This is a genomic window from Chryseobacterium populi, assembly GCF_000282115.1.
Classification (GTDB): Bacteria; Bacteroidota; Bacteroidia; order Flavobacteriales; family Weeksellaceae; genus Chryseobacterium; species Chryseobacterium populi.
This window is the reverse complement of record NZ_AKJY01000032.1, coordinates 58438-79054: the sequence shown is the minus strand read 5'-3', so window position 1 is coordinate 79054 and position 20617 is coordinate 58438. Positions and strand designations below refer to the sequence as shown.

Sequence of the window (20617 nt, the reverse complement as noted above, 5' to 3'; positions counted from 1 at the left end):
TACTTTGGGAAAGTTTTACATATTTGCAATAATAAAAAAAATAATCAATTTAAATATGAAGAAATTAACTACAAGTGTTTTGGCTATAGTTCTTACTTCCTCTTTTGTGGTTGTGAATGCACAAAATACACAAGGCGATACTCTGAGAACTCAAGACATACGAGAAGTCGTAGTGACTGGAGCTCTTGGTATTAAAAAGAGACAGGATGCTGTTATTTCCAGTAACAAGGTTTTAAATAACCAGGAAATCAGTAACGGAGGTAACCCGAATATTGCGCAGGCATTAACTGCTAAAGTATCAGGTTTACAAATTAATACCTTAGATAACTCTGTAAATTCTAGTACTCGTATTGTATTAAGAGGTAACAGATCTATCACAGGTAATAATACTGCCTTGATTATTATTGATGGAACAATTTCAACAACTTCAATTTTCCAACAATTACCTCCTGAAATTATTGAAAATATAAACGTAATTAAAGGACAGCAAGGAGCTGCTTTATACGGAGAGAAAGGAAGTAATGGTGTTATCGTAGTAACAACTAAAAGAGGTTCTAAATCAAGTAAAATTCAGTTCAATTTAACTTCTTCTGTTGATATCTCTTCAATATACAAATTGCCATTAAGACAATCTGTATACGGTCAAGGTATTCAGGACACAAGTTTTGACGGTACTGACTACAATGGTACCAACTGGGTTCCTTACGAAAATACATCTTGGGGACCACTATGGTCAACTCCGGGATTAGGAGGACAATTACTACCTGTGGGATTACCACAGGCTGATGGTAGTCTGAATATGGCAAATTATGGATATCAGAAGGATAATATTAAGAAGTTCTTCAACAATGGTATCTTGACACAGAATGGTTTATCAATGAATGTTGGTGGAGATGATGCATATGCATATTTGTCTGTTAACCGTTTAGAAAACCAGTTTATGGTTGATGGTGATAACCTTAAAAGAAATACATTTTTCTTCAAAGCAGGAAAGCAGTTAGGTAAATTCAGAATTGACGGGACATTTAATGTAATAGATCAAAATACTGCTCAAACTGGTGGTAATTTATATGGTATGTTATTGCAAACGCCAGCAAACGTTAATGTTAAGGATTATAGAAATTCTGGAGTTAGTGGACATTGGACTCCTTATGCTACCAATCCATATTGGTTAAGAGATCATTTTAGAAATAATAACAATACGACTACTTTTAATGGAATCGTTAATTTAGCATATGAGTTTAATAAAAATATTAGTTTAACTTATACAGGGAATTTATTAACAACATCCAGTGTAACTGAATCTTATAATGATCAGTTTACACCATCTGATGCTATTCCTTGGGAAAATACAGGTTATCCTCTTTTTGATGGCTCCACTATTTTTGATTTTGGTTACACTGCAATTACATCTGCTTATAATAAAAGCATGAGCAAAAGCTGGAAATATTATGGAGACTTAATGTTAAATTTCAACTATGATTTAACGGAGAATCTTAATTTAAAAGCTAACATTGGTAGTAACCTTCAAGATGCTAAGGATGATAATATGGCCATCGGAGGAACTAATTTAAGAATACCAGGTTGGTATAATATTAATAATGTGGTTAATAATACTCCATGGTATAATCTAGACAATGGGAAGTCAAGAGTAAGAAGTGCTGCTTGGTTTGCCAATGTTGATTTAGGATATAAAGATTTCTTATTTGTAAATGGAACGTTCCGTTATGAGCAATCATCAGTTTTAAGTGTTAGACCTACTTATACAGATGATTATAAAAACCAAGGATATTCTTATTACTCATTAGGAGCGTCTTTTATTCCTACAAAAGCTTTTGCAAGCTTTAAAAATGATGTTCTTAACTATATGAAATTAAGTGCTTCATATACAAGAACAGGTAACTCAAGTAATATTGGTGTATATGCTTTGGATGAGGTTGGAGTAATTCCTACAGGATATCCGTTCGGGCCTTTAGTTTCTTACAGGCCAAACAGAAATCCGGTTTCACCAGATATTAAACCGGAATTTAACAACACATTTGAAGCAAATTTAGCATTAGGTTTCCTAAAAGATCGTATTACTCTTGAGGGATCTTACTATAATACTAAGACAGAAGATTTAATTACTAATGCTACTTTACCAACACCGACAGGATTTAATGCCGTGCTTGATAACGTAGGAACTATGAGAAACAAAGGTTTCGAAGTAGATTTAGGAATTACCCCTTTCAAAAGTGCTGACTTTGAGTGGAATTTAAATGGGTCTTATTCTCAATACAGATCTGAAGTTTTAAGCTTAGAAGGCGGAGGAGACAGAGTAATCATTGCTAACGCTGGTTCCGGTATCCCGGCAAGTATTGCTGCGGTTGTTGGACAGCAAATGCCTATGATCATCGGTACTAAATACCAAAGGGATCCTAACGGTAATATCATAGTTGGAGCTAATGGTTTACCTGTAGTAAGCAGTGATTATGAAATCTTAGGAAAAGTAAATCCAGACTATATTCTTACTTTCGGAACTACAGTAAGGTATAAAGGTTTCACTTTAAGAGCAGTTGGAGATTATAGAACAGGTAATAGTTTTATTTCTGCATCGAAAAATTTGCTAGGTTTCACCGGTCTATTAGAGAAAACTGCAGAGTTTGATCGTTCTCAAGGTTATGTTATTCCTAACTCAGTACAGTTAGTAAATGGTCAGTATGTAGCAAACACAACGCCTGTAGGAGGTGTTGGAGATTATCAACATGTTATGTCTTATTTTACAGGTGCATATCAGGATGATATTGCTGAAGAATTCGTAGTTGATGGTACGGCTCTTAAAATCAGAGAAATTTCATTAAGCTATAGATTTCCTAAAAACTGGATTAGTAATACATTTGTTAACAGCGTGACAGTAGGTGCTTATGCTAGAAACCCATTTGTATGGTATGCAAAGTCAAACAGAAACTTCGGAGACCCGGAAGTTACCAATACATCGGGTAACGGAGGCGGATTCCAGGCTATCAGTCAGTACCCAACTGCAAGAACTTTTGGTTTCAATATTAACGTAACTTTTTAAAAAAATGAAAAAGATAAAATTTTTAATTCCTTTGGTGTTGATGGGGCTAACAGCAACCTCATGTAATAACTATCTAGATATCAATGAAAATCCTAACTCTGTTCCGGCAGAAAATATTCTACCAAGTTTAGCATTACCAGGAGCTATTTCTGAAATTTACAGAACTCAGGGTACTGATATGATGAGATTGGGTAATTTAATGATGAATAACTGGTCTTGTAATGTTTATTCATATGGAGAAACATTCAGTGCTGAAAATACTCTAAATGTAAACAGCTCATTTTATAGTGGGATCTGGGATAATATTTATTTGAACCTTAATACGTTTAATTTTATTGAAAATTATCCTAACGCTGATCATAAGCAAGATAATTATATCGCTATCGCGAAAATTATGAAGTCTTTCTACATGCAGTACATTGTTGATTTATATGGTGATGCTCCTTATACTGAAGCATTTAAAGGACAGGCTAATCTACATCCGAAATATGATAATGATGAAACAATTTATAAGGCTTCAATTGATAATCTTAATACAGCTATTGATATTATAGATGAAGCTCAACCTCTTGCGGAATCTGCAGGAGCAAGTGATATTGTTTTCGGAGGTGGTGCTGCAGGTATGGCTAAATGGAGACAATTTGCAAATACAATTAAGCTGAGATACCTTATTAGAATGTCTAATGTTACAGGTACAATGGCTTCTTTCAGAGATCAGGAGTTGGCTAAGCTTTCTGCAGAAGGTAATGCTAACGGCTTTACTGGTTTATTTATCAACGAGACGGTAAAAGAAAATCCAGGATATTCTACAGCAAACAATGATTCGATGCATCCTTTTGTATTAAATTATTTTGCTACAGCAGCTGGACAAAGACCTGCAAACTATGTAATTGTAACTGTATCTGAGCACTTGGCTAATACTTTGGAAGGAAATGCGATTCTCAATTCTACAGAAGCATATTATGCCAAGTTTAATAATATTAAGGATCCAAGAAGAACTAGACAATTTACCAATGTTACCTATACATTTAATGGACAAACATTTACAAGATTGAAAGGAACAAGACAAGGTGCTACAGCAGGTCAGCCAGGAGCTCCTCAAGATCCTAATAGTCCATCAAGTAGAAATGTTTCGGCTTTTGCTAATGGTAACTTTATTGGTGGTGCAACTAGTGGTTCTTTATTAACCTTAGCAAATGGACGCGGAGGTGTTATGATGACAGCTGCTGAAAGTAGTTTCTTACAGGCCGAAGCTGCTTTAAGATGGCCTTCATTGTTTAATTATAGTGCACAAACAAAATTTGATCAGGGTATTACTGATTCGTTTACTTACTTTGGTGCTACTGCAGGAGCTTATTTTACTCAAATAGCTAATACAGCTGGTTTAGGGTGGACAGGGTCAGATGCTCAGAAGTTAGAGGCAATTATGACACAGAAATGGATTTCTACTGTAAATGCAACTCCTCTTGAATCATTTGTCGAGTATAACAGAACAGGTTATCCATTTATTCCTTTAGCTGTAACGGCGAATCAGACAAGAAAACCGTACAGACTACAGTATCCTACTTCGGAATACAGTGCTAACCCATCGAATGTTCCAAGCCTTTCGACCGCACAATTATTTACAAAAAATAGTTCTACTCCATTCTGGAACCAGAATTAATATCAGAACAATTTTAATATTTAAAAACCGCCTCAAAGGCGGTTTTTTTGTTTTATATATGCTTGTATTAAATTTGATGTATCAACTATTCAATTTAAAAATCATCTATAAAATATTTGTCTTAATGAATTCATTAAGTATATATATTATTTGCTATAATTTTTTATTTATAAGCAGCATTTTTTAGATTTTTTTTTATTTTAATCTTTGTAAACTTTTTATAATTTTCACCTATTTTAACATTTGTCAGACAAAAAAAATATATGCATCGCATTGTTTTATTTATCCATAAGTGTTGAATTATTTTAAGTATTAAGCAATATTTGTTGTTTTTTAATACTTTAATTTGTTGATTATAAATGTATTATGCTTGTTTTTGGGCTGTTTTTAATTATTATTTCATCTATTTATGATATAAAATTCGTTTTTTTAGTTCTATTTATTATATTCAATCATTTTATTTTTATGAGAACTTGTTTTTGTTAAATGTTTTGTATTTAACAAATATTATTGATTAAAACTATGTTTTTTTTATATTTTTTTGAAACATTGTTAAATTTATGTAATTTTCTTTTGTGTTTTTAAGAAAGTTTTACAAATTTGCAACAACGCAAAAATAAATTTGATATGAAGAAACTAACAGCGAGTGTGCTTACTCTTGTATTGTCTTCGTCTTTAGCTATTGTAAATGCACAGCAAAAGACAAGTGATACCGTAAGAACACAGGATATTGAGGGAGTCGTTGTGACTGCCTTGGGGATTAAAAGAGAAAAGAAATCATTAGGATATGCCTCTGAAGAAGTAAAGGCTGAAGCCCTTACCGGAGGAACGACTAATACCGGAAACGTTGCGGGATTACTTTCAGGTAAAGTGGCCGGTCTACAGGTAAACACAAACAACAACTTTGGTGGGTCTTCAAATTTATTGATTAGAGGGTATAAATCTTTAAGTGGAGGTGCCCCGTTAATCGTAATAGATGGATCTCCGGTAAATAATGGTACTATTAAAGGATCAATATTTGATTATGGAAACTTTTTATCTGATATCAACCAAAATGATATAGAAAGTATAAACGTTCTTAAAGGAGCTGCGGCTTCAGCTTTATATGGTGAGCGTGGAAGTGATGGGGTTATTTTGATTGTTACTAAAAACGGACGAGGAAAACAGGACGGAAGTTGGGGAGTAACATTAAATTCGAGTGTAAATGTAGGTTTTATCGATAAATCTACATTCCCTAAATATCAGACAAGATATGGAGCAGGCTACGGCCCCCAATACGGAAATGATACGAATGGTGATGGCAATCCTGATGAATATTTTAATCATGACCCGGATACCGGTGAGTTTCAGGTACCACTTACGGAAGATGCATCTTATGGTGCCGAGTTTAATCCTAATTTGATGGTACGTCAATGGTATTCATATGATCCTACTTCACCTTATTATGGAAAAGCAACACCTTGGGTAGCTGCTAAAAACGGGCCGATTAAATTTTTCGAAAACCCGGTTACCTATGTTAACTCAATTTCATTAGAAAAAGGAAATAAGTCATCCAATATATCTTTGTCATATTCAAATATGCTTTCCAATGGTTTACTACCGAATTCCGATTTGAGAAAAAACAGTTTGACAGCAAAATTTAGCTATGACTTTACGGATAAACTTCATGCTACAGTTTTCTCAACCTTAACAATTCAGGATACTAAGGGTAGAAATGAAACCGGATATTCAGATAATATTGTGACCGGTTTCAGACAATGGTGGCAGACCAACGTGGATTTGTATGAGCTGAGAGATGCCTATGCCAGAACAAATAATTCCAATAATACCTGGAACAGAACTTCAGGTGCAGATGGAACACCTGCATACTGGAATAATCCATATTTCCAAAGATATCAGAATTACCAGTCGGATTCAAGAACAAGAACATTCAGCTATGCTCAGCTAAAATATGATGTTTCTAAAAATTTCGGGATTACAGGGAAGTTATCTTATGACAATATGCAGATGCTGATTGAGCAAAGATTGATGAACGGATCTTTACCCCAGGCATTTGGGGCTTCAGGAAATAATGTAACTTCAGGATATTCCCGTCAGGATGTAAGAACTGCGGAAACCAACTTCGACGTATTTGCCAATTATAAATTTGATATTACAGACGATTTAAACGTAAGTGGTATCTTAGGGGGGAACGTAAGAAGAAACTTAAGTGACGGTGTCTATGCAAGTACAGAAGGTGGTCTGGCAACTCCGGGATTATTTGCTATCTCAAATTCTGCCAGTCCGATCATTCCACCGGATGAAAACTATGCAAAATGGCTTACTTCAAGTTTATATGCTACAGCTTCATTCGGATATAAAAATTTATTGTTTGTAGACGGAACTTACAGGGTAGACAGAAGCTCAAACCTTCCGAAAGAAAATAATACCTATGATTATTATTCAGCGACAGGATCTTTGATTCTTTCAGAATTATGGAAACAAAACTGGTTAAGCTTCTGGAAAGTGAGAGCGAACTATGCGGAAGTAGGTTCATCAACAGTCAATTATCAACTACAGAATACATACAGGGTAAGAGGTGGATTTGGAAACACCGGATTGGTAGATCAATCATACTTTTTGGCCAATCCGGACCTGAAACCACAAAGGTCTAAAGAATTAGAATTCGGTATGGAAGCTCAATTCTTAAAAAACAGATTAGGATTTGATGTTGCTGTTTATAAAACGCGTACACTTGACCAGATTATTAATCTACCGGTTTCTTCAGCTACAGGATACAGAACATTCCTGGTAAATGCAGGACAGATTAATAACAAAGGAATTGAAGTTCAGCTAAACGGAACACCATTCAAAACTTCCAATTTCAGTTGGGATGTTGATGTGAACTGGTCTAAAAATGAAAATGAAGTAGTTTCTTTATATGGCGATGCAAAAAACTATTTATTGGCATCTTATCAAGGGGGAATTTCTTTAAATGCAAGAGTGGGTGAAGCTTTCGGTGCTCTTGTAGGATCAGATTATGTTTATTTAAATGGAGAGCGCGTAGTTGATCCTGCTACCGGTAGATATTTAAGAAACCCTAACCAGGTAATCGGTAATATCACTCCGGATTGGATTGGTGGTATCAGGAACAGCTTCAATTATAAAGGAATCTCAGTTAGCTTCTTAATTGACGTTAAACATGGTGGAGATGTTTATTCAACAGATATGTATTATGGTCTTGCCACTGGTTTGTATGAAGAAACAGCAGTAGGAGATTATAGAACAGCTGGTGTTATCAATCCTGGAGTAAATCCTAACGGACAGGTGAACACAACACCTACGATTGCACCAGGTACTTTCGGTAACGTAGACGGATATAGAAGAATGCCGAACAGCAGATTTGTATATGATGCTTCATATGTTAAATTAAGAGAAGCAAGTATTGGTTACAGCCTTCCGAAATCTATATTGAAAAATACTTCTTTACAGGAAGCTAAAATTTCTTTGGTAGGAAGAAACCTTTGGATTATTCACAAAAACTTACCTTACGCGGATCCTGAAGCAGGAACAGGTAACGGGCTGGCTTCAAAAGGTAATTCTATCGGGGTTCTTCCAACAACACGTGACATCGGTATCAATGTAACATTAAAATTCTAAAAAGACATGAAAAAGATATTTTTAATACTAAGCTTAATTTCTCTGACAGTAATTACCAACTCTTGTGAGAGGGATATTACCTCACTGAATGAAGACCCTAAGCACCCTTCGGTTGTGCCGTCGGGATTATTGGTAGCAAGTGCAGAGCAGGAATTAATTTCACAATTATTAACGCCCAATGTTAATAATAATATATCGAGATTCTTTACCCAGCAATGGGCACAAACTACCTATATAGATGAGTCTAACTATGATATGGTGACAAGACCTATTCCAAGAAACCATTATAACAGAATGATGGCTTCGAGCTCCGCTACAGTACATTCTCCAGGTGTTTTATCCGCTCTTAGAGATGCAAGACAATTTCTTCAGAATGAAAGCTTAAGTGCGGCAAAAAAAAGTAATAATGAAGCTATTATTGAATTGATCAGTGTATATGCATGGGCAAATTTGGTTGATACTTATGGGGACTTACCTTATTTCGGTGCTTTAAAAGCTATACCTGGAAATCCGGGAGCTTCTGAGATTCCTTATGATGATGCTAAAACGATCTATGTGGATTTAATTAAAAGAATTGATGCAGCTACGGCTATGATCAATACTAATGAAAGCGGTTATACAGACGATCTGTTTTATAAAGGAAATATGGTCAATTGGGAAAAAATGGGTAATTCCTTAAAGTTCAGATTAGCTGTGACATTATCAGATGCTGACCCGACTTTGGCTAAAACTCATGCAGAAGCAGCTTACGCTGCAGGTTTATTTACAGCTAAAGAAGACAATTTTGGATTAACGGCTTTCCCATCAGGATTATTTGCTAACCCAGTATATCAGGATGTTGTACAATCTGGTAGAAATGACTTTGTTCCTTCAGAAATGTTGGTTGATTATATGAATTCTACTTCAGATCCTAGAAGAGGAAGATGGTTTACTAAAGTAGGAGGTGCTTTTGTAGGAGGAGTATACGGTTCTGGAAATTCATTTGGGGCATACTCGCATATGACTTCTTCAAAACCTAATGATGTTGGAGAGGATGGTTATATGCTTATTACGGAGAATGCTCAAGGGTTTTTATTGGATTATTCTGAGATTACATTCTTAAGAGCAGAAGCTGCTGCACGCGGTTTCAATGTAGGTGGAACACCTGCTGTTTTATATGGTGAAGCCATTACTGCTTCTATGGGAGAATATGGAATGAGCCCTACGGTTGCGGCTACATTTATTGCTGCCAATCCATATGATGCAACCAACTGGAGAAAATCTATTGGTTTCCAGGCTTGGGTAGCGATGTTTAATAAAGGTTTCCAGGCATGGAATTTTGCGAGAAGATTAAACTATCCTGTATTTGAAAACCCTGCAGATTCTGCTGTTGAAGCAGTACCAGTGAGAATGAAATATTCAGATCAGGAATATTTATTGAATGCAACTAATGTTGCTGCCGCTGCTGCAAAAATCGGTGGCGATAAAGTATCAACCAAAGTTTTTTGGGATGTAAACTAATTAATAGTTAATGAATCATATTAAAAGATATTCCTGTAACAGTGCAGGAATATCTTTATTTAAATTTGTAAAATTGTAAATATGAAATTTTTGATCAGCCTTATTGCCATAATGAGCATTGTTTCTTGCAGCAGTGATGATGGCAGAGAAAATACAGAAATAAAAACTCCGGATATCAACGGGGTCTGGAAGCCTTATCAATATGAATATAAAGGGAAAACCTATCCGGCAAGTACCTGTCAGCAAAAAGGGCAGATATCGGTGAATGTAGATTTTTCAGGAGTATATGAAAGATATGATGTGGCCCCGTCTTCTGGCGAGTGTAATATGTTTGATTCATTTGCAGGTAAATGGAGCTATGATAATATGAGTGGAACTTTAACGCTTACCTATACAGAAGCTGGTGTGGTTAAGACTCTTAAAAAAGATGTGGATACATTTTCTGATACAGAACTTAAAATTTCCGATAACACGAGAGATTTAGATAATATCCCCGGGAATGATGATGCCGTCTTAGTGTTTATAAAACAATAAGAATTCTTATATAAACCACCTTCGGGTGGTTTTTTTATTTCCGTATATTTGTATTTCAAAATTTTAAGCGAAAATACAAGGCTATTTCATAATAGTCTTTGAAAAAAGAATATTGGCACATGAATATCAAAAATATCATAGAAGAAAAACTTTCGGAAATTATTTTAAACGTATATCAGCTGAAGGAAATCAGTCTGGAAGTTCAGGAAAATAAAACCGAATATGAAGGAGACTTTACTATTGTTACTTTTCCATTGGTAAAACAGCTGAAAAAAAATCCTGAGAGCATAGGAGTAGAATTGGGAGAATCATTAACTGCTCAAACAGACCTGTTGGAAAGTTTCAATGTTGTTAAAGGTTTCCTTAACGTGAAAGTTAAAAACCAATTCTTTGTAGACCAGTTTAAATCAGTCGGTGAAAGTTTTTCAAAAATAGAAAAGAAGAATGCTACGGTAATGGTAGAGTATTCTTCCCCGAATACCAATAAGCCTTTGCATTTGGGACATATCAGAAATAATTTACTGGGTTTTTCTGTCGCACAGATTCTTAAAGAAGCAGGCTATGATGTCATCAAAACTCAGATCATCAATGACAGAGGAATTCATATCTGTAAATCGATGCTGGCCTGGGAGAAGTTCGGAAAGGGCGAAACTCCAGAAATAACCCATACAAAAGGAGATAAATTTGTAGGGAATTATTACGTTGAATTTGATAAAAACTATAAAAAAGAAATTGCTGAACTGGTTGAGCAGGGAATAGGGGAAGAGCAGGCTAAAAAAGAGGCACCCGTAATAAAAGAAGCTCAGAAAATGCTTCTGGATTGGGAAAATGGAGATGAAACAGTAAGAAATCTCTGGAATGAAATGAATTCCTGGGTGTATAAAGGATTCAATGAAACCTATAAAAGATTAGGTGTAAATTTTGATCAGGTTCAATATGAAAGCAATACCTATTTATTAGGGAAAGACCTTATTCAGGAAGGTTTGGATAAAGGTGTTCTGTATCAGAAAGAAGACGGATCGGTTTGGTGTGATCTTACTGATGAAGGGCTGGATCAGAAACTTTTACTGCGTTCAGACGGAACTTCGGTATATATGACCCAGGATTTGGGAACGGCAGTAGAGCGATTCAAGCAGAATAATATTCAGAAGCTGATCTATACTGTTGGAAATGAGCAGGATTATCACTTTCAGGTATTGTTTAAAATCCTGAAGAAGCTGGGCTATGCCTGGGCAGATCAATTATTCCATTTATCTTACGGAATGGTGGAACTTCCTGAAGGTAAAATGAAATCCCGTGAAGGAACGGTAGTAGATGCCGATGACCTGATGCAGGAAATGTATGAAACGGCAAAAGCTAAGGCACAGGAATTAGGAAAATTAGAAAATCTTTCTGATGAAGATAAAGAATCTTCTTATGAAACTGTCGGGTTGGGGGCATTAAAGTATTTCATGCTGAAAGTTGATCCTAAAAAGAAAATGCTGTTCAATCCTGCTGAAAGTATTGACTTTAATGGGAATACGGGGCCATTCATTCAATATACTTATGCACGTATTCAGTCTTTATTGTCAAAAGCAGAATATGTCCAGAAAGAAATTGCAGATGTACAGCTGAACCAGTTTGAAAAAGAATTAACGATGCAGCTTGCCAATTATAAAACCGTAGTGGAAAAATCTGCAGAAACATTGAGCCCTGCTTTAGTGGCCAATTATTTATATGATTTAGTTAAATCTTACAATTCCTTCTATCAGAATAATCCAATTTTGATTCAGGAAGATGAAAATATCAGACAATTCCGTTTAAATTTATCAGATCTGACTTCCAGAACAATAAAGAAATCTTTAGGTTTACTGGGAATAGGAACTGTAAACAGAATGTAAATTAAAAGCCTCCTGAAATTTTCAGGAGGCTTTTTTATCTTGATCAGTCCGGGGAATCCTGATTTTTACGGCTCTCGGCATAGAGCTTGGCTGCATTCCATTTTGCATGTTTGGAAAGAATAATTTTATAACCTTTTTTATAGGTATACACCTTGGTAAATTCTGCCCCGAAAAATACCAGCATGCAGGAATAATTAATCCACATCATAATTAAAATAACGGTTCCGGCTGCACCGAAAGTAGAAGTAGGTTTAAAATTACCGAAATAAAGACTCAGCAAAAATTTTCCCAGTGTAAACAGGACCGTAGTTAATAATGCGCCTCTCCATACAGGTTTCCAGCTTATTTTAATATCGGGAAGTACTTTAAACATTAAGGCAAATAGCAGCATCACCACTCCGAAACCGATCGCAAAATTAACAAATTCTACAAGCCTATAAGTTTCAAGTCCGAAATAATTGGTAATCCAGTTATTAAATAAGCTTATCATAGACGATAAAATCATCGTGGTCATCAATAAGAAACCGAGGATCAGGATCATTCCTAACGAATTGGCCCGGTCTAAAAGAAACTTAATCAATGCTTTTTTAGGAGCTGCTTCTACGTACCAAAGCGTATTTAAAGTATGCTGCAGCTGAAAAAATAGAGTAGTGGAACCAAAAACCAGAGACCCGATTCCTACTATTTTCATAAAAATATTCTGCTTATCGATCAGTGCGCCGGCGATCATTCCTTCAATGCTTTTGGCAACTTCATTTCCCATTAATCCGCTGATCTGATTGCTGATCTCACCCCGGATAGCCTCTTCACCGAAAAAATTCCCTGCAATCCAGATAATAATAATCAATAACCCGGGGATGGAAAAAATGGCATAATAGGCCAGGCTCGCTGAATCTTTAGATGCAGATGAGCTGTTCCATTCACTGAATGTTTCCTTTAAAACTTCCCGGAAAAATTTTATATTATTGATCATATTAAAATGGATATCCGATGGCAATATTCAGAACAAGATTATCTTTTCTCCAGCCGGAGTCTCCGAAATTAATCCGGTCAAATGCCCACCGGTCTCCCTTTTCATAATAAGGAACACGTAACGGCATTGCCAGATCTAATCGCAGTATCAGAATGGAAAAATCGAGCCTGAGGCCGACACCGGCTCCTACAGCGATTTCATTTAAAAAATCTTTTGAAAACTTAGCGCCGGGCCTGTCCGCATCATCATGCAGTAACCAGATATTTCCTGCATCAACAAAAGCAGCTACGTTTAAAAACTTATAAAGATTGGCACGGTATTCTGCATTCAATTCCAATTTAATATCTCCTGACTGGTCTAGCAGAGTTCCTTGTGGAATCGTTCTGGGGTCGAAACTTCCCGGTCCTAAAGTCCTTGCACGGAAAGCACGGATACTGTTGCTTCCGCCTGAGAAAAACTGTTTGGAGAAAGGTACAAATTCTGAATTTCCATAGGGATAAGCTATTCCTCCGATAAATCTGCCGGCAAATGAGCTCTTTTCCGTAAACTTATGGTAGAACCTGAAATCATTTTCTATTTTCGCATACTGGCTGAACGGAATGCCGAAAATTTCTTTTTCTTTATTCTTTTTTACATTGGCACCCGTTACCAAACCTGTAATGTTTCCTGCCAGATCCAATGTGCCTTTATAATATACCGTATTGGTCTTTGGAAGCATTGTATTCGTATAAGTGTAAGAATAGGTGGGGGCGAAGATAAGCTGTTCCTGTACTACCCTTAGTGCAGCGGGAGTTTTCGCCTGCTCATAAAACAAATCTGTTACTTTGGCAGGAGAGACGAGGGTAATGTCAATTACTTTTAAATCGTGTTCTTTTCTTGCATTCTCTTTCCATAGATATCCGAACGACGCATTAAAATTATTAAGCGTATAATATTCTGTACGGTTTTGAAATTCATATCCCAAAGTAATATTCGTTCTGGGTACAAATGCGCTTGAAGAATTGAAACGGAAAGGGGCTACAATTCTTGGTATGGAAAGCTGTACATTAGCTCCGGCACGGAATAGGTTTTTTGCATTTTCCTGTCCACCCATCTGAAAGTCAAAAGCCCCGTAAACAGCAGCTTTAAACTGCTCCGCTCCCCTGAAGAAATTCCTGTGTGTCCAGTTGAGATTCAATTCACTGCCGGCATAATTCGCAGAGTTGGTTCTGCCTAATGCTTCCAATTTTAATGACTGGATCTGTCTTGGCGTCAATAAATAATAGGCATCAAATTTATGATTGAGCGAATCTGAAACGATAAACTCATTTTTCACAAATTTGAAAACTCCTAAACTGATCAGGCGGTTCAGTGAAAGATTATGATTGGTACGGTTATACAGGTCTCCTTTCTTAAAATATAAAGCCCTGTCAAAAATTTTCGGCTTGAATTTATGTTGCGGATCAATGACATGAATACCATTATAGGCATATTTTGAAAGTGAATCCACATCCATCGGAACTTTATATTTTCCATCCTTTACATCCTGGATATTATAGCTTGGGAAAACAATAACATTATCAATGGTGAATTGCTCGGTTGCCAGGTCGGGAGTATCATCTTTCAGTTTTACATTAAGCTCGACTTTGTGGTTTTTGCTTACGGTACTGTCTGCCTGTACAATAATATTGTCGGGGCTGAAATAATAGAATCCTCTTTCTTTTAGCCCGTTATCAATCCGTTCTCTTTCACTTTTAATGACATCCAGATCAAATGGCTTTCCGGATTTAAGTAACGATTTATCCGTTAAAGCCTGAATTTCTTTATTGATCAGTGAAGAATCCTGCTGAAACTTAACGTTACTAATTAAATATCTTGATCCGGGCTTTAAGGTATAAATAACCTGTGCCTTTTTGTTTTTAGAAACTGTATCGTAAGTAGCTTTTGCATTGAAATAGCCCTTGTTTTCCGAATAGTTTTCAATGATCTTTTTATTAAATTCACGATCTACATCTCCTAATAAAACAGGTTTTTCACCTACTTTATATTTTAACCAGTAATTAAAGCCTTTATCTTTTTTCGGTTCTTTAGCAATATTGTAAAAATATAATTTCGGACGTAATCCTAAAATTGAGGAGTTGGGTTTTGGAATTAAATTTTCTTCCAAAGCGGTCTTGAGCTCTTTCTTTTCTTTTTTCGAAATGGTGTCGTTTTCGATTTTTACTTCACCGCCAGTGTAGAGCGTTTGCCCTTCCTTCAGATACCTGGTGTTACTGCACGAAAGAGTAACCAGGGTAAGTCCCGAAGCAAATAAATATCTAAAATAGGTCTGCCAATTACTTTTCATTACTTAAATTCTACCACTTGGTTATTCTTATTTGTTTTTTTAGGTCTGTCTTTCTTCGATTTTTGAAAAATCTCACGGAATTTATCATAGTCCAGAGTAATAATAAACCCGACACCTGTTTCTACGATCTGCCCTTGAAGTGCTACCTGGTATTCATCTTTACGGTAGGCCCGAAGCATATATCTTCCGTCTTTTGAAAGACTGTAATCTACCGTGACATCACCTGCAATATTCGTCATACTCTCATTCTGACGGGCATCACCTTCCAATGCAAAATTACTTCCTACCGAAACTTTCAGACGGTCGTTCAATAGTTTTTTACTAAGGCCTACATTCAGGTCCGTTCTTGTATTTTTCTCTCCGGTTGTATAATCTTCGGAAGATTCAAGATCAAAATTTAAATCCACACCTTTGATTAAGCCTGAAGCAAGATTGTTCAACTGTTGCGAAAGAATTTTACTTACACTCTGCCTTGCCATGGCTTCAGCTGAAAGACCTGCACTGGATTCAAAAGGATTTTCCCCGACGAAACGGTTCAATAAGAGCAAAGCAAAAACCTGTTTATTCATTTCAGATTCCTGGGTTCTGAGCTGAGTGAGCTTCTGATCTACAATATCCGTCACAGTAGATGAAACAGAATTGTTTTTTTCTTCTGTGGTAATATCAAAGCTGATCTGTGGTTTCAGCAATTCACCTTTCATTTTTAATAATGTGTTGAAAGGGATTCTCTGCTTAAACTGATTCATAATAGAAGCACTTTCACCGCTCAACTGTTGCTCCACAAGATCAATAGGCGGAGCTTCGGTTTTATAAACGGCTGTAATATCCATTGTGGCGGCAGTCGGTTCGCCGGTCCAGGTAATCGTACTTCCTTTCTGGATGTCAAATTTACGTTTCAAAAGACTCACGGAAAGTTCATAAGATCCTTTCTCTACTTCATAAACGCCTACCAAAGTTGTTTTTCCCGAAGGATCAATACCGCCGGTCAGGTCTGCTTCCCCTTGAAGCTTTATAAAATCCCCATTGGCTTTATCAATGATGATCGAGAGTTTCGCTTCTTTACTGACTTCAATATTTACATTTACATCCATTCCTTTGATGCGGCTTTGTGCATTTAAAGAATCTGCTTTAATGGTTTTATTCAAGGCAACCTGGTCCTGGTCGATAAATTCAACAATTCCGTCTCTTTCCTGTAATGACGGGCTTGATTGAGGGAGCACAAACGTAAAATCTGTATTGTCTGCAACGGCTAATCTGCCGTCGACTTTTGGTAAATCAAGATCTCCACGGACATGTAATCCTGCATCAATGGCAAGGATTCCGTACATCATGGCATCATTTGATTTCTCAGAATTGACCACTTTGAAGTCTTTGGCATTCACATCAAGGTTAAATGCAAAGTCTCTGTAAGTCTGGGTAAGAACCTGCCCGTCTACATTTAATGCATTGCCGTCTTTATCTTTGATTCTGAAATGATCAAACTCAATACCCCGGTTTGTAAAAGCAATTTCATCATCAATATTCCTGAAATCACTTCCTGTTTTTACAATTTCAAGCCCGGCATTGTTGAATTTTACTTTTCCTAAAATATTCGGTTTGTCCGTAGTTCCTGTGATTTTCAGGTTTCCGGAAATATAACCTTCCGTATTGGTAATTGCATTCATCGCGAATCCCTGAAGGCTCTTCATCTGAAGATGGTTGATTGCCATATCCAGGTCAAAGGAACTTGTGGAAGTGTTGTAATCTCCTAAGATTTTTACATCATTATTATTTCCTGAAAGCGCAATATCTGCATTCAGCAGGTGGACTGAAGTATTATTTACTTTCACGGCAAGATTTCCTACAGGGTTTCCGAATACAATCAGGTCTGAAATATTTAAATCTGAATTGAAAGTCATTTCTTTGGTCAGATTTTTAATCTGGGCAGTAGCATTGATTGTTCCTTTAGCAAGAAGAGAATCTTTTTTAATGATTTCCGTGATGGTTTCAATTTTGAAATCTTTTAACGAAACATTTAACGGACTGTTGGGAGAAGTGCTTTCAGACTGCAGCAATATTTCACTTCCACTGTTGGATAACCTGAAATTATCAGCTAAAATCCCTTGGCTGCTGATCTGTATTTTATTTCCTTCCGCTACGGTCCAGTCACTGTAATTTAATTTTAACCCGTTTGGGTTCAGGGATATTTCTGTTATGTCATTCAAGGATTTTACATTTCCTGCAATCAGGAATTGGGTGGCATCTTTTTCATCCTTTGTTGTGATATTATAATTGATGATATTATCAGCAACATCTCCATTGATATTCACTTTGTTTAAAGCGAAGCTCTCACTTTTTAATGAAGCTGCTCCAAGATTATACTGTAATGCCTGGTTTTCATTAGTGATCTTTAATGTGGCATTTTCAATTGAATTGGTGCCGTAAAGCAGCTGAGGAATCTGTCCGTCAATTTCTACTTTCTGAGAGTCAGCATCATAATTTCCGGTGATATTAATGGTTTCAAAGCTTTTTAAATCGGGAACGAATTTTCTGATCAGGTCATCATTTTTGATTTTAGCATTGAATGTAAAATATTGTCCGGTATCAATTTTCTGAGACTTATCCGGTTTCTGGAACTGATAATACTGGTTGATGGTTTGTGTTAAAGAACCGAAAATCTGTGTCAGCTTATATTTTCCTTTCATATCAACATCAGCGATTTGTGAGTTGAAAACAATCCTGGTCGAATCATTGGTGGAAGTTGCTTTAAGATTAAGCTCCTGAACAGGAAAAACTTCCTTGGTGTCGGAAAAAGCGAAATCCTGGAGGTTTAAATATCCGTTAAGATGATCGGGATCAAGGTTGGTAAAATCACCGTCTATTTTTCCTGCAATGATCATGGGTTTTGTGTAAAATCCAAGCTTATTCAGATCCAGCTTGTTGATGCTTCCGTTTACTTTTACCGTCGGGTTTTTATCGTCATAAACTCCGGATGCAGTCAGTTGTACATTGGCATTTGGGTCTTTTGAATTGAGGATGATATGATAAACGCCGCGATTAATTTTTCCGGTCAGATTCATATCGCTGTAGCGGTAACCTTTATAAACTACGGATGCAACGTAGCCTTTAAGATTGGCGTTGGCATTTTTGAAATCAAAACTTTCTCCTTTTGCAGAAATCTGTGCTGTAACTGCTCCAAGATCCTTATTCCGGATGATTTTACCGATCTGTAAGGCCTGAAGATGAGCCTTTACATCATACAGCTCATGATTTTTACGCCTCATATCAACTTGTGCAATGACAGCTGCATTTCCAAGAGTTGAATAAAGATTAAGACTGGCATCTACCACTTTCGTTGAGCCTTTTGCGGTTCCTTTTATGCTAAAATGGGACGGCAAAGAAATATTGGAAGGAATTGTATTTTTCGGAACTAAATTGAAGATGGCTTGTGCTGATGAAGAAAGCTCGCCAATCCTTACATCGTAATACAGATTGTCAGGATTCATTGCATTTTTAATTCTTCCTGAAGCAGCTACTCTCAATTGATCTAAGCCTGAAACTTTCAGGTCACGGATCAGAAGATCATTTACGCTTCCTTTTACACTGGCATTTACGTTCAGTGTTGCGTTTGGATATTTGTTGAAAGGCACAGTGTTTCTTAAAGTAGGAACCAGATTTAAAATATCGGAAAAACCTATCCTTGAATCTTTTATATTGGCTGAAATTTTTACGGCTCCAAGATTAGAACTGAGCTGTTCGATTGAATTGTAATTTAATCTCACCTCATCCCGTAAAAGAGTTTTCGGGGTCTGAAGGTACAGGCTTTTAAGATAAGCTTCTTTGTCCCCGTATACAAAGTCGGTGTTGAATTTCTGAATATCCAGTCCGCGAGCTTCCTTAATCTCTGCTGATTTGACAGCTCCAGCAAATGTATTGTTCTCCATTTTAAAACTCCGGACCTCTACATTCATTTTTGAAAAATTCATGTGATTGAAATCCATTCCCTGTTTTGCGGGAGCCATTGCCGTGTTGTTGTACACCATTTTGACATCATTCAGAACGAGCTTTCCTAAAAGAATTTTCATAGCTTTTTCTTCATTGGAAACCTTTGAAACGTCCGGTTCTTTTGAGGCTTTCGGATGAGCATTCTGAGAAGGAAAGTAAAGGTTGGCATTAATATCCGCTCCCGAAAGAAAAACAGTGTTGACATTGTAAGCATTGTTTTCCAGGTCAAGTTTATTTACCCGGGTGCTTAATTCTTTAAACAGAATTTTTGCAAATGTTTTGGTGTTGTCATCACCGTAATCAATATCGAAATTGGTTAGTTTGATTCCTCTTAAACCAATACTCATCGGTTTTTTTTGATTGAGAGAATCTACTTTTTGTTCTACTTTTCTAGAAACTTCCTCTATAAGGTCCTGCTTCAGTTTCAATTTTAATCCGTCGAGATTAATGTCATTAACTGCATATTTATTTTTACTGAGATCAAAAGTTTTTACTCTTGTATCAAAAGATTTGAAATATAATTGAATGTCATTTCTCGATTGCTGATCGTTAAAAGTAACCCCGATATCTTTTAACTTGATTTTATCCAGCGAAATTATAAATGGTTTAGAAGGGCTTTCATCCTTATCACTGGTGGCAAAAGCATCGATAATATAATCGAAATTGAATTTTCCGTCCGGTTTTCTTACGACATGGGCTCTGGCTCCTTCCAGGTCTACAGAGGTGATATCTGCAGTAGAATTAATGAGCTTGAGCATATTCAGTCCTACATCAAGTTTTTTAACAGCTAAAAGAGTATCAATATCCCGGCCTTTAAGATAGAGGTTTTCCATGACAAGGCTGTTTGGGAATCCGATATAAACTCTTTCGAGGCTGACTTTTGTTTTGATTTTTTTTTCAAGATATACCACCAATTTGTCTTTGATGAAATTCTGAACAGCCGGAAGCCTTAGGCTAAATATAAGCAGAATAAGAAGAATCAATATTGAAATAAAGGTTATTGCAATAGGCCTCAGTAGCTTTCTTTTATTGATTTTTAGTTTCAAATTGTGATAGGGTT

9 protein-coding genes are annotated in these 20617 nt (G+C 36.3%); 6 read left to right on the top strand and 3 right to left on the bottom strand.

All coding sequences use genetic code 11. The features are described from left to right. Positions 1–55: 55 nt before the first annotated feature. The 6 genes from PMI13_RS09515 to argS all read left to right on the top strand — a co-directional run bounded on the left by PMI13_RS09515 (position 56) and on the right by argS (position 12274). Positions 56–3058: a SusC/RagA family TonB-linked outer membrane protein gene (locus PMI13_RS09515; RefSeq protein ID WP_007843081.1), complete on the top strand. Its 3003-nt coding sequence runs from the start codon at positions 56–58 to the stop codon at positions 3056–3058. 4 nt (positions 3059–3062) lie between these two features. After that, entirely contained in the window at positions 3063–4721 is a 1659-nt protein-coding gene (locus tag PMI13_RS09510) for a SusD/RagB family nutrient-binding outer membrane lipoprotein (RefSeq protein WP_007843079.1), read from the top strand. 627 nt (positions 4722–5348) lie between these two features. Next, positions 5349–8360, top strand: coding sequence for a SusC/RagA family TonB-linked outer membrane protein (locus PMI13_RS09505; protein ID WP_007843077.1), 3012 nt, complete (start codon positions 5349–5351; stop codon positions 8358–8360). A gap of 6 nt (positions 8361–8366) precedes the next feature. Continuing rightward, positions 8367–9860, top strand: coding sequence for a SusD/RagB family nutrient-binding outer membrane lipoprotein (locus tag PMI13_RS09500; protein WP_007843074.1), 1494 nt, complete (start codon positions 8367–8369; stop codon positions 9858–9860). Positions 9861–9941: 81 nt separating this feature from the next. Beyond that, a complete protein-coding gene (locus PMI13_RS09495; protein ID WP_007843072.1) occupies positions 9942–10394 on the top strand; it encodes a lipocalin-like domain-containing protein in 453 nt (150 codons plus the stop codon). Positions 10395–10513: 119 nt separating this feature from the next. Next, on the top strand, positions 10514–12274 hold the full coding sequence (gene argS, locus PMI13_RS09490; RefSeq protein ID WP_007843067.1) for an arginine--tRNA ligase: 1761 nt from the start codon (positions 10514–10516) through the stop codon (positions 12272–12274). Between the two features lie 43 nt (positions 12275–12317). On the opposite strand, the gene PMI13_RS09485 is transcribed toward argS, so the two are convergent. From PMI13_RS09485 to PMI13_RS09475, 3 genes are read right to left on the bottom strand one after another with little or no spacing between them, the layout of a single operon-like run. Further along, the gene (locus PMI13_RS09485; protein WP_007843066.1) at positions 12318–13247 is read right to left on the bottom strand and encodes a YihY/virulence factor BrkB family protein; all 930 of its coding nucleotides are present in this window, start codon (positions 13245–13247) and stop codon (positions 12318–12320) included. 1 nt (position 13248) lies between these two features. Next, positions 13249–15573, bottom strand: coding sequence for a translocation and assembly module lipoprotein TamL (gene tamL, locus PMI13_RS09480; RefSeq protein WP_007843064.1), 2325 nt, complete (start codon positions 15571–15573; stop codon positions 13249–13251). Further along, complete coding sequence (locus PMI13_RS09475) at positions 15573–20603, bottom strand: translocation/assembly module TamB domain-containing protein (RefSeq protein ID WP_007843063.1); 5031 nt, start codon at positions 20601–20603, stop codon at positions 15573–15575. Before PMI13_RS09475 ends, tamL begins: the two co-directional genes overlap by 1 nt. Between the last annotated feature and the right edge of the window lie 14 nt (positions 20604–20617).